13 protein-coding genes are annotated in these 11475 nt (G+C 62.1%); 5 read left to right on the top strand and 8 right to left on the bottom strand.

What is annotated here, in order from left to right; translation table 11 throughout:
• From VJ307_07235 to VJ307_07210, 6 genes are all read right to left on the bottom strand, one after another.
• The coding region (locus tag VJ307_07235) for a ChaN family lipoprotein (GenBank protein HJX73933.1) at positions 1 to 738 on the bottom strand (738 nt) is incomplete at its 3' end.
• Positions 739 to 784: 46 nt separating this feature from the next.
• Positions 785 to 1447 (bottom strand): ABC transporter substrate-binding protein, encoded by a 663-nt coding sequence (locus VJ307_07230; GenBank protein HJX73932.1) that lies wholly within the window; start codon positions 1445 to 1447, stop codon positions 785 to 787.
• Positions 1419 to 1862, bottom strand: coding sequence for an outer membrane lipid asymmetry maintenance protein MlaD (gene mlaD / locus VJ307_07225; GenBank protein HJX73931.1), 444 nt, complete (start codon positions 1860 to 1862; stop codon positions 1419 to 1421). The genes VJ307_07230 and mlaD overlap by 29 nt, the downstream gene beginning before the upstream one ends.
• A 10-nt stretch (positions 1863 to 1872) precedes the next feature.
• Positions 1873 to 2688 (bottom strand): ABC transporter ATP-binding protein, encoded by an 816-nt coding sequence (locus tag VJ307_07220; protein HJX73930.1) that lies wholly within the window; start codon positions 2686 to 2688, stop codon positions 1873 to 1875.
• A complete protein-coding gene (locus VJ307_07215) occupies positions 2685 to 3455 on the bottom strand; it encodes an MlaE family lipid ABC transporter permease subunit (protein HJX73929.1) in 771 nt (256 codons plus the stop codon). Before VJ307_07215 ends, VJ307_07220 begins: the two co-directional genes overlap by 4 nt.
• A gap of 593 nt (positions 3456 to 4048) precedes the next feature.
• The gene (locus VJ307_07210) at positions 4049 to 4225 is read right to left on the bottom strand and encodes a hypothetical protein (GenBank protein HJX73928.1); all 177 of its coding nucleotides are present in this window, start codon (positions 4223 to 4225) and stop codon (positions 4049 to 4051) included.
• 2 nt (positions 4226 to 4227) lie between these two features.
• Between VJ307_07210 and VJ307_07205 the strand changes: the two genes are divergently transcribed.
• Positions 4228 to 4590, top strand: a complete 363-nt coding sequence (locus VJ307_07205) for an MlaA family lipoprotein (GenBank protein ID HJX73927.1) — start codon at positions 4228 to 4230, stop codon at positions 4588 to 4590.
• Between the two features lie 131 nt (positions 4591 to 4721).
• The gene (locus VJ307_07200; GenBank protein HJX73926.1) at positions 4722 to 5279 is read left to right on the top strand and encodes a hypothetical protein; all 558 of its coding nucleotides are present in this window, start codon (positions 4722 to 4724) and stop codon (positions 5277 to 5279) included.
• Positions 5280 to 5606: 327 nt separating this feature from the next.
• On the opposite strand, the gene VJ307_07195 is transcribed toward VJ307_07200, so the two are convergent.
• Positions 5607 to 5951, bottom strand: a complete 345-nt coding sequence (locus tag VJ307_07195; protein HJX73925.1) for a DUF1820 family protein — start codon at positions 5949 to 5951, stop codon at positions 5607 to 5609.
• 202 nt (positions 5952 to 6153) lie between these two features.
• On the opposite strand from VJ307_07195, the gene VJ307_07190 reads away from it, so the two are divergent.
• Positions 6154 to 7422, top strand: coding sequence for a GGDEF domain-containing protein (locus tag VJ307_07190; GenBank protein HJX73924.1), 1269 nt, complete (start codon positions 6154 to 6156; stop codon positions 7420 to 7422).
• Between the two features lie 56 nt (positions 7423 to 7478).
• Here VJ307_07190 and VJ307_07185 read toward each other — a convergent pair whose 3' ends face one another.
• A complete protein-coding gene (locus VJ307_07185) occupies positions 7479 to 8042 on the bottom strand; it encodes a ferritin family protein (GenBank protein ID HJX73923.1) in 564 nt (187 codons plus the stop codon).
• Positions 8043 to 8205: 163 nt separating this feature from the next.
• On the opposite strand from VJ307_07185, the gene VJ307_07180 reads away from it, so the two are divergent.
• Positions 8206 to 8997 (top strand): dienelactone hydrolase family protein, encoded by a 792-nt coding sequence (locus tag VJ307_07180; protein ID HJX73922.1) that lies wholly within the window; start codon positions 8206 to 8208, stop codon positions 8995 to 8997.
• Positions 8998 to 9088: 91 nt separating this feature from the next.
• Positions 9089 to 11475, top strand: a 2387-nt coding sequence (locus tag VJ307_07175) for a phosphoketolase family protein (protein HJX73921.1), incomplete at its 3' end; no start/stop codon positions are given.

Here is an 11475-nt window from a genome sequence, read left to right as displayed (position 1 = left end):
CATTTTCTTCCCCTCCCCGCGCGGGCTTTTCCAGTAGTCGACGATGCTCTCGGCCATCGTCTCCTCCCAGAGCATCTGGACCCGGAAGAAGGAGTCGAACATCCCCCCGGTGGGGAGGTGACTCCCGTACACCGCCTTCATCGCGGCCCGCTGATAGGGATCCGCCTCGCCGATTTCGGGGAGCTTCGATCGGAGATCCTCCGAAACGTTGTCCAGCCCCACCCGGCTCACCTCCTCCTGGAGCTCCTCGGAAGGGTTGAGGGCGACGACGTCGATCCTGTTTTCCTTCGCGAACAGGAGGATGTCCCGGTAATAGCCGAAGTCGGAGCCCCAGTTGTCGAACCATTTTGCCGCTTTCAGGAACTCGAGCTCGGTAAGCTCCCCCCGCGTCCAGCGGTCGAGGGCATCCTGCTGAGGCTTCCGGAACATCTCCATCCCGATGGCGATGCGGCCGGGGAAGCGGCGGAACAACTCCCGGATGACGGTGAGCTCGACCCGGTGGGCGTGGATGTTGTCGTGCGTCTCCCCCACGCAGACCAGCCGCGCCCCGGAAATCATGTCCATCATCCCGTCCGGCGATATCGTAAGGCCGGTGGGAAGGTGATAGATCTCTTCCGCCTGCGGCTTCCCGTCCCGGGGATACGGCTCCCCTTCCGGAAGATTCACCTTCCGGGGCGCCAAGCATCCCGCCAGCAGGAACAGCCCCGCCAGCGCGAGAAAGCCGATGGTTCGTGTCATCGGACCCGCTCCTCCACGGACATTATCCTCCCGCACCGCTAACCGGCTATGGCTTCTGCTCGCGGACCGTTGCGCCGAGCTTCTCCATCATCTCCGCAAAGGACGATTTCTGCAGAATGCTGTTGAACTGGGACCGATAGTTGTTCACCAGACTGATCCCCTCGATGGCGACGTCGTAGATCCGCCACTTGCCGCCGTCCACGAGCATCCGGTAATCGACGGGGATCTCCTGCCCCTTCCGGGTGACGACCAGGGTCTTCACCACGGCGTACGGACCGTCGACGGTCTCCTTGCCGTACCGGATCGCCTCCCCCTCATATCCCTCGATCTTCCCGAGATAGGAGTTTTCGAGCAACTCCCGGAAAAGGACGACGAACCGGTTCCGTTCCTCGGGCGTTCTTTCGCGCCAGCGGGTCCCGAGGGAGCGCTTCGACATCTCCGCGAAATCGAACGCCGGCGCGATCTCCTTCCGAAGCAATCCCCGGCGCTCCTCCCTCTTCCCCTTTGCCGCAAGCGCGGGATCCTTGAGAGTTTCGATCGCCCGGTCGATCGTCCCCCGGATCTGCTCGGTGGGCGCGCCGGCGAGGGAGAAACCGGGGAAGGCCCAAAGGGCGGCTGTCAGGAGTGCCCAGGCATAATAATTCCGCCGTGAGGGCGTCTGCGCCCCTTCCGGGACCGCCTTACCTGGCGCTTCCGTGGATGAACTCACCGATCAGCCCCTCCAGGTCCACGGCGGACTCGGTCTCCCGGATCTTCCCGCCGGGGGGGATCAGGCGGTCCGACGCCCCGGGAGAGAGGTTCACGAACTTGTCCCCGATGAGCCCGCGGGTCCGGATGGATGCGATCGTGTCCTCCGACAGCCTGACCCCCGCCCGGATCTTCATCAGGACATCGGCTTTGTCGTTGTTCAGCGTGATCGACTCCACCTTCCCGATCTCGACCCCCGCGATCTCCACGCTCACCCCTTTTTTCAGCCCCGAAACCGAGGCAAACTCCGCGTGCACGGGAACGTAGTCTCCCCCCACGATATCCAGCTTCCCGAGCTTCACGGAAAGCCATGCGAGGCACCCGATCCCGAGAAGGACGAACAGGCCTACGGCCGTTTCGATGTTCAGTCGCTGCATACCCATCCTCCTACATGAGATGGACCGGCCCCGTGATGTCCCCCCGGATCAGTTGCTGAACGAAGGGATTGACGGAATGCACAACCTCCGCCGCAGGAGCCGCCTCGACCACCTTCCCGTTGTGGAGCACCACGACGTAGTGGCTCCACAGGAAGATCTCCGGGATATCATGGCTGATCATCACCATCGTAAAGCCGTGCTGATGATACGTGTGGCAGATAAGATTCAGGATCGAGTTCCGGATGATGGGGTCCAGACCCGTGGTCGGCTCGTCGAACAGGATGATCTCCGGATCCGTCACCATTGCCCGGGCAAAGGCGACCCTCCGGACCATCCCCCCGCTCAGCTCGTCGGGGAATTTTCCCTGGGCACCCTCCAGCCCCACCTGCGCCAGGCGCGAGAGGACGCGCTCCCGGATCTCCCCCTCCCCCAGCTCCGTCTTCTCCCGCAGCGGGAACGCCACGTTCTCGTACACGGTAAGCGAGTCGAAGAGCGCCCCCCCCTGGAAGAGCATCCCGAATCGGCGACGAACCTTGTAAAGCTCCTCCCGGGAGAGACGGGAGATGTCCACACCGTCGACCAGGACCTGTCCGCGTTCCGGCCGGATGAGCCCGATCATGTGCTTGAGCATCACACTCTTACCCGCCCCGCTCAGGCCGATGATCGCGGTGATCCTCTGGCGGGGGATGTCGAGGTTCACCCCGTCCAGCACCTTTTTCCCGTCGAGGGTCTTCTCGACGTTCACCAGCCGGATGACCGGTTCCCCGTCCGGCGCGGGAAGCGTTTCGAGCCCGCACGGTTCGCAGATCGGGGATGGGTCGCTCACAGGAGCACCGAGGTCAGGAAGTAGTCGCCCACCAGGACCAGTACCGAGGAGAGGACGACGGCGGACGTGGTCGACTGGCTGACCCCTTCCGCCCCCCTGCCGGTAAAATACCCCTTGAACGTGCAGACCCACGCGATGATCAGTCCGAAGAACAGCGATTTGATAAGTCCGTTCGCAACGTCATTCCACTCCACGCTGGCCTCCATCTGTCCGAAGAAGACGCCGGCGTTCACCCCGAGGAGCTTTACCCCCACCACGTACCCTCCTAATATCCCGACGACGTCGAATATCGCCGTGAGGAGCGGCACCGACACGATCGCCCCGAGAAGCCGGGGGGGGATGAGGAACTTGACCGGGTCGATCCCCATCGACTCCAGCGATTCGATCTGCTCGCCGATCCGCATGATCCCGATCTCCGCGGTCAGGGCGGAGCCGGCCCGACCGGTCACCATGAGCGCCGACAGGACCGGCCCCAGTTCCCGGATGAGCGATAGGGCCACCGCGGATCCCAAAAGGCCTTCCGAACCGAATTTGCGCAGCGTGTAGTATCCCTGGAGGCCGAGGACCATCCCGGTGAATGCGGCCGTCAGGACGATGACGAACAGGGACTTCGCTCCGATGAAGTGAACCTGCTTCACGATGCGTCGGACCCGGTAAGGAGGAAAGGGAAGGGTCGCGACCGCGGCGTAGAGGAAGATCGTCATCCTCCCCATGTTGCGGATCGCCAGGAGGATCCGTTCCCCGATCGTCTCGGCCAATGACAGCATCGGATCTCCTTGCCGGTCGCGTTTCGGGCCTCGATATCGCCTGCGGTTCCTCCGGAACGTGCCGATGGGCATCTTCCGATACCTTTAGATCGAATTTTCACGAAAACGTTGCTTTCCCGCACGGGATGAATCGTCCCGGGATTTCCCGGAACCTAAGGTGCGCTGGGCAGGGACACTCCGGGGACACTCCTGATTCTATCGACGAGAATAAAAGGAGTGTCCCCACCCAGTGATAGGAATGTCCCCCCTTGGAATGTCCCCGGTGGGGTAAATTGCGTCGGGGAAAAACCCACGGGAGTAACAATGACCGGACGTTCTATTATTGCTTGTCTGACCGCCGCGCTTCTCCTCTTCCCTCCGGCGACGGCTTTCGCCGCGGAAGCGGGGGGGGGACCTGCGGCCGGGACCGTCGAGGGCGAAAAGGCCGGGGCGGCGGCGGAAACGATTTCCCGGGACGGCGCGGTGGCCGATCCCTCTTCCGTGGAGCCATCTCCCACGGAGGAGCCGTTTGCGGAGGAACCCCCGCCCCCCGCCATCGCGGACCCCATCGAACCGCTGAACCGCGTCCTGTTCGTCGTGAACGACAAGGCCTATTACTGGGTGATGAAACCCGTGGCGCGGGGATACCGGGCGGTCGTCCCGGAGGGCGTGCGGCTCTCCGTTCGGAACTTCTTCTCGAACACCGGGATGCCCATCCGGTTCGTGAACAACCTCCTGCAGGGGAAGATCCGGAACTCCGGGGTGGAGCTGCTCCGGTTCGCGATCAACACGATTGCGGGGATCGGGGGGCTCCTTCGACCCCGCGAGGAACGATTTCCACCTCTCCCCCCGGGACGAGGACCTCGGACAGACCTTCGGGAAATACGGGGCCGGGCACGGACTGTACATCGTTTTGCCGCTGCTCAGGCCCTCGAGCCTGCGCGACGCGATCGGGCCGGCGGGGGATTCCTTCCTGGATCCGGTCAACTACGCGGGGGACACCGAGGTAATCGTCGGCATCAAGGCGTTCAAGGCGGAGAACGAGGTGTCTATCCGGATCGGGGAATACGAGGATCTCACGAAGTCGGCCATCGACCCGTACGTCGCGGTGCGGGACGCCTACTCCCAATACCGGGCGAAGAAGGTGAAGGAATAACCTCCATCGGATATCCCCTTTGTGCGCACCGGTGCTTGTGCTTCTCCCCGGTTTCCACTACGATTTACTGGATGGGGCGACGATCACGCTCCGGGAATCAGGCGGAGAGAACGAGGATTCGTAGACCGGCGATGAAAATATCGATGCGATATCTCCCGATCATGCTCTTGGTAGCCAACGGGTTTTCCTGTCTCGCCGGCTGCGCGACGTTCCCTCCTCCCAAGGAGGCGATCCCTTCCTCCCGGATCTACGGACAAAGATACAACGAAGTATGGGAAGCCGTTCTCGCCTCTCTTTCCGAACGGAACATCCGGGTTACGTCCATGGATAAGGAGTCGGGAAGGATCGTCGCGGAAGATGGGACCATCGACCTACGCCAGTACGAACTCGGGAGATACGATTCGAAAGACTGTTTCTGCGGCAGCCCCGAACGATACCACGTCTTCCGGGGGCTTACGGGAGAGTACACGATTTCCGTCACCCGGGTGAACGAAATCCGAACATCGGTGAACCTCGACGCGTCTTACCGCGCCTCCCAATACGCCAACAACCGTTTTACGGGATGGTTCCCCTGTTTTTCGAAGGGGGTCTTCGAGCCCCTCTTCCTGGACCAGGTGGAGTCCCGGCTCACGGTCGTAAAGGGTCCTTCCCGAAATTTCGACTGGTGGCAGCCGAGCAGAGGATACTGATCCGGATACCCCGTCCCCGGCCGGACACCTGCCTAAAAAATAGACAACGCGTCTCTTCGTCAAGGCAGGCTTGGTCCGTCGAAAATATTCCACAAACCTGTCCACAGAAATTCCGCAAAATCTGTGGAAAATTCCGAGAAACAATAATGAAATATCCTTCCGGATCTTTCCCCCGATAGCCGGGAAGCCACCGGATGTTATGCGGAATTTCGATACGGACCGAAGCGTTCTTCCCCCGGCGGGTAGGGAAACGGGGCGGAAATCACCATTTTTATCCACATCCGGTACTGCCTGCCCCTCCCCCCGCAATAACGAGGGGTTGCCGGGTCAACCTTTGGGGGGTTTGCCTCCCAGAGGGCTAAGCGGCAAGGGGAAGGGCGTTATGTTGTCCTTGGGTCCGACGGCGGCGATGATCTTGTTCACCCCTTCCTTTTCCACCTCATCGATCCTCACGATCGCCTGCAGCGGAATGTAGGTGCTTTTGACGCCCGAAAACTCCGACTTGAGCCTCTCCTCCGAGGGGTCCACAAGCACTCCGCCGCGCTCCCCGAACAGGATGTCCTCCACCTCGACGAAAGAGAACAGATCGCCCTGGCTCACCTTTCGGGCATAAAGCTCGTAGACGTTCCCCTGGTTCTGGAAGATCACGCGATAGACGCGCTTGGACTTCATCGTTTCCGGTTCCTCCGATCCGCTGGCATTATACAACCATACCGGACCGTGACGCGATGCCGAAATGCGCAACCGGGGGAAAGTTTTCCCCCGGGATTGCCGATAGATTCCTCCAGGGGCAAGGTTCCGCGCGGAAGCATCGTTTTTGTCCCTGAAGGAGCGGAGGGAGACAAAAACGCCTTCGGGGACGAGGCGGAAGGGTATGTCCCGGGATCGCATGAAGAAACTTTCCCACATGGCCATCGACGTCCCCACCACCGAAGAACTGGAGCTGCTCAAGGTGGCCCGGGAGCGCACCGGCCTGGTGATCCATGCCCGATGGGTCATTCTCGTGATTCTCGCGGCGTACGGGATCGTTCCCTATATCTTCTTCCAGGACATCTCCGCCGACCTCACCATGATCACCGTCAGGCACTGCGTCTTTCCCGTCATCGCGTGGTCCTTCGTGGCCACCTACAACGCCTGGCTGCACTATTCCTACAAGAGGATCAAGAGGATCCGGTCGCTCAACCAGATCCAGCTGCTTCTCGACCTGGTCTTCGTTTCCGTCGTGGTCCATTTCAGCGGGGGGGCCGTGTCGTGGTTCTGGACGATGTACCTGGTCCTGACCCTCGAGGCCGCCCTGATCATGGAGAAGGACTCGGACACCTATGCCATCGCCATGGGGGGGATGATCGCGTACGGCGGACTTCTCCTGGTCGAGCACTACGGGTTGATCCCGCCCGTGGCGATGCCTTTCGAGAACAACGCGCTGCAGCATACCTTCGCCTACGAGATCATCAAGTGGGGATGGGTATCGATCACCAACCTGTGCGTCGCCTTCACCGGGGTTTTCATGATGGGGACGATCCGTGCCCGGGAGGAGCGCCTCCGGGATCTTGTGGTCAGGGACAATCTCACCAGCCTCTACAACCACCGGTACTTCCATTACCGGCTGAACTCGGAGATCCAGCGCGCGAAACGGTATCATCGCCCTCTCTCCCTGCTCATCCTCGACGTGGACGACTTCCGGAGGATCAACGACCGGCACGGCCATCTCGCGGGAGACGAAGTGCTGCGGGGGGTCGCCGAATCGATCCTCGGCAGCATACGCCGAATCGACGGGAAGCGTGGCTACGAAGTCGACATCGGCTGCCGGTACGGAGGGGAGGAATTCGCCGTCATCCTCCCCGAGGTGACGGCCCAGCAGGCACTCGCCACGGCGGAACGCCTGCGGGCCTCCATCGAGGAAATCCGCTTCGACATCCGGGTGGACCGGACCCGCGAGAAGACGCACGATCCCAAGGGGGAGCCGACGAAAGTGACGGTCAGTATCGGCGTCGCCTCCTACCCCGAATATGCCGGCGACCCGGCGGAACTGATGCGTGCGGCCGACGAGGCGATGTACGCGGCAAAGCGCATGGGGAAGAACCGGGTTGTCATGGCGGGGGATCTTTTCTCTTTGCCCCTCCCCGCGCAAACGACGTCCTGACGACTTGCCCTTGCCCGCCGCTTCCCCCCGGCCTTCACCGGCGTCCCGGCCGGGATCTAGTAATTCTCCTCCGCGGGGATGAACCACGCCTGGGGATGGGCGCACGTGGGACAGCGTTCCGGCGCCTCGGTCCCTTCATGGATGCGCCCGCACTTGATGCACTTCCAACGGATCGGTTTTTTCCGCTTGAAGAGAGACCCCTCCTTCACGCGGGCAAGAAGCTTCTGGTACCGCTTCTCGTGCTCCACCTCGACGTCCGCAACCCGGAAAAAGATCGTCGCCGCCGCCTTGAAACCCTCTTCCTCGGCGATTTTCCCGAACGTCGGGTAGATATGGGTCCACTCTTCATGCTCCCCGGCGGCGGCCGCCTCCAGATTCACGGCGGTGTTGCCGATTTTCGTCGGGTAGGCGGCGGTGATCTCGACGTCCCTCCCTTCGAGCAGATCGAAGTACCGCTTGGCATGCATCCTTTCGTTGTCCGCGGTCTCCAGGAAGATGGCGGCGATCCCTTCGTAACCCTCCTTCGACGCAATGCCCGCATAGAAGGTGTACCGGTTCCTGGCCTGAGATTCCCCGGCGAACGCCGCAAGCAGGTTCTTCTCCGTCCTCGATCCTTTCATTCCCATGATCCCTCCTCCGGCAAGATGGATTATCAAGACGATTTCTTGATTGTATGAAGGGAAGGGGAATCCCGCAACCGATTTCCTTTCCGCCGCGGAAACGTGAATCCGCCGGGACGACCGTTCATCTCAATGGGGCCGGACAAACCATGAGGAGGACGATATGATACGGATCATCGGGACGATCTTCTTTCTGGCTGCGATCGCCGCATCCGCCCAGGGCGAGATCCGGGGGGAACCGGTGGAGTACTCCGCCGGAGGGACGACGATGAAAGGGTACCTGGCCTACGACGACGGCCATTCGGAAAAACGGCCGGGCATTCTGGTGGTCCACGAGTGGTGGGGGCACGACGAGTACGCAAGAAGGCGCGCACGGATGCTGGCCGAACTGGGGTACGTCGCCCTGGCGGTGGACATGTACGGCGAAGGGAAGAAGGCGCAGCATCCCGACGACGCCGCGAAATTCTCCGGGGAGATCCGGAAGAACATGGACCTCGGGCGCGAACGGTTTCTGGCCGCCAGGAAGGTTCTCCAGGGACATCGATTCACCGACCCCGGGCGGATCGGCGCCATCGGGTACTGTTTCGGCGGGGGCGTCGTCCTCCAGACGGCACGGGACGGAATCGACCTGGAGGGAGTGGTCAGCTTTCACGGGGGGCTGACGACGACGTCTCCGGCAAAGCCCGGGGCGGTCAAGGCGAGGGTCCTGGTCCTTACCGGCGCCGATGACAAGTTCGTTCCCCCCGGGCAGGTCGAGGATTTCCAAAAGGAGATGAAGGCGGCCCGCGCCGATTTCCGGGTGGTTTCCTATCCGGGGGCCCTCCATAGTTTCACGAATCCGGGTGCGGACGACTACGCGAAAAAATTCAGCCTTCCGCTCGGATACAACGCCGACGCGGACGCAAAGTCCTGGGCCGAGATGCAGAAGTTTTTCAAGGAGGTATTCGGGAAATAGGACCCTTACGGCCCGGGGACAGGCGGCCCGGGCCGGCCCTTCCAACCAGCGCCTTAGGGTCCGGAAAACGAAGGACCTAAGGAGAAGCCCCATGAAAAAGCCGCTGTCCCCGGAAATGCTGCGGAAAATGCACGCCTATTGGCGGGCGGCCAACTACCTGTCGGTCGGCCAGATCTACCTGTACGACAATCCGCTGATGAAAAAACCGTTGAAAAAACAGCATGTGAAGCCGCGGCTGCTTGGCCACTGGGGCACGACGCCGGGACTGAACTTCCTTTACGTCCATCTCAACCGGATCATCAAGAAGTACGACCTGAACATGATCTATCTCACCGGACCCGGTCACGGAGGACCGGGCCTCGTGGCCAACACGTATCTGGAGGGCACCTACAGCGAGCTGTATCCGAACGTCTCCCGGGACGAGCGGGGGATGAAACGACTGTTCACCCAGTTTTCCTTCCCCGGCGGCATCCCCAGCCACGTAGCCCCCGAAACGCCGGGATCGATCAACGAAGGCGGCGAACTCGGGTATTGCCTGGCTCACGCGTACGGCGCCGCGTTCGACAACCCCGACCTGCTGGTCGCCTGCGTGGTGGGGGACGGCGAGGCGGAGACCGGACCGCTGGCAACCAGCTGGCACTCGAACAAATTCCTGAACCCCGTCCACGACGGGGCGGTCCTGCCGATCCTGCACCTCAACGGCTACAAAATCGCCAACCCCACCGTGCTGGCGCGCATCCCCCATGACGAACTGGAACAACTTTTCCGCGGGTACGGATATCACCCCTATTTCGTCGAGGGAGACGATCCGGAAAAAGTCCACCAGCTCCTGGCGGCGACCCTCGATGCGATCGTCGAAGAGATCCGGGAGATCCAGACCGAGGCCCGGACGAAAGGCTTCCGGAACCGCCCTTCCTGGCCGATGATCGTTTTCCGCACGCCCAAGGGGTGGACGGGGCCCAAGAAGGTGGACGGCCTGCCCACGGAAGGCTCCTTCCGCTCCCACCAGGTGCCCCTTTCGGGAATCGCCGGGAACCCCGGGCACCTGAAGTTGCTCGAGAAGTGGATGAAGAGCTACCGGCCCGGGGAGCTTTTCGACCGGAACGGCAGACTGATTCCGGAGATATCGGAACTGGCGCCGGAAGGCCAACGCCGAATGGGCGCCAACCCGCACGCGAACGGAGGAATGCTCCTTCGGGACCTCAGCATGCCGGATTTCCGGGAATATGCCGTTTCCGTCCCCCGGCCGGGCGTGGTGGAGGAGGAAGCCACCCGGGTCCTGGGAACGTTCCTCCGGGACGTGATGAAGCGGAATTGGGAGCATCGCAATTTCCGGGTCTTCGGCCCCGACGAGACCGCATCGAACCGCCTGACCCCTCTTTTCGACATCACGGATCGCGTCTCGACCGGCAGGATCCTTGCGACCGACGACCACGTCTCCCCGGACGGCCGGGTCATGGAGGTGCTGAGCGAGCATCTCTGCCAGGGATGGCTGGAAGGGTATCTCCTCACGGGGCGCCACGGTCTGTTCTCCTGCTACGAGGCGTTCATCCACATCGTGGATTCGATGTTCAACCAGCACGCCAAGTGGCTCAAGGTGACGCGCCAGATCCCGTGGCGGCGGCCCATCGCCTCGCTCAATTACCTGCTCACGTCGCACGTGTGGCGGCAGGACCACAACGGCTTCAGCCACCAGGACCCGGGCTTCATCGACCACGTGGTGAACAAGAAGGCCGAGATCATCCGCGTATACCTGCCGCCGGATGCCAACACGCTCCTTTCCGTGGCCGACCATTGCCTGCGAAGCAAACATTACGTCAACGTCATCGTGGCCGGCAAGCAGCCCTCCCTGCAGTGGCTTACCATGGACGCGGCCACGAAGCACTGTTCCGCCGGGCTCGGCATCTGGAAGTGGGCCAGCAACGACAAGAGCGGCGACCCCGACGTGGTGATGGCCTGCGCCGGCGACGTGCCGACGCTGGAGACGCTCGCCGCCGTCGAGATGCTGCGGCAGCATTTCCCGAAGTTGAAAATCCGCGTCATCAACGTGGTGAACCTGATGACGCTGCAGCCCCGGAGCGAGCATCCGCACGGACTGGACGACAGGGATTTCGACGAGCTCTTCACCACGGACAAGCCGATCATCTTCGCCTTCCACGGCTATCCGTGGCTGATCCACCGCCTGACCTACCGCCGCACCAACCACAAGAACCTGCACGTCCGCGGCTACAAGGAGGAAGGCACGACCACCACCCCGTTCGACATGGTGGTGATGAACGATCTCGACCGCTTCCATCTCGTCGGGGACGTGATCGATCGCGTGCCGGGTTTGGGCTCGCGCGCCGCCTACGTGAAACAGTTCCTCCGCGACAAGCTGCTCGACCACAAGAACTACATCCGGAAACACGGCGAGGACATGCCGGAAATCCGCAACTGGAGGTGGAAATCGGGTCGGGCAACCCCCGCCCCCGGTCCGAG

Source organism: Candidatus Deferrimicrobiaceae bacterium (assembly GCA_035256765.1).
In the GTDB taxonomy this organism is placed as follows: domain Bacteria; phylum Desulfobacterota; class Deferrimicrobia; order Deferrimicrobiales; family Deferrimicrobiaceae; genus CSP1-8.
Note: the sequence above shows the minus strand (reverse complement) of the source record. Positions and strands in the feature narration are given on the sequence as shown.

Bases quoted from the DNA above. Each gene is read 5' to 3' on its own strand.
- mlaD (HJX73931.1), bottom strand. From the start codon at position 1,862: ATGCAGCGACTGAACATCGAAACGGCCGTAGGCCTGTTCGTCCTTCTC.
- VJ307_07215 (HJX73929.1), bottom strand. From the start codon at position 3,455: ATGCTGTCATTGGCCGAGACGATCGGGGAACGGATCCTCCTGGCGATC.
- VJ307_07200 (HJX73926.1), top strand. From the start codon at position 4,722: ATGAAAATATCGATGCGATATCTCCCGATCATGCTCTTGGTAGCCAAC.
- VJ307_07195 (HJX73925.1), bottom strand. From the start codon at position 5,951: ATGAAGTCCAAGCGCGTCTATCGCGTGATCTTCCAGAACCAGGGGAAC.
- VJ307_07190 (HJX73924.1), top strand. From the start codon at position 6,154: ATGTCCCGGGATCGCATGAAGAAACTTTCCCACATGGCCATCGACGTC.
- VJ307_07185 (HJX73923.1), bottom strand. From the start codon at position 8,042: ATGAAAGGATCGAGGACGGAGAAGAACCTGCTTGCGGCGTTCGCCGGG.
- VJ307_07180 (HJX73922.1), top strand. From the start codon at position 8,206: ATGATACGGATCATCGGGACGATCTTCTTTCTGGCTGCGATCGCCGCA.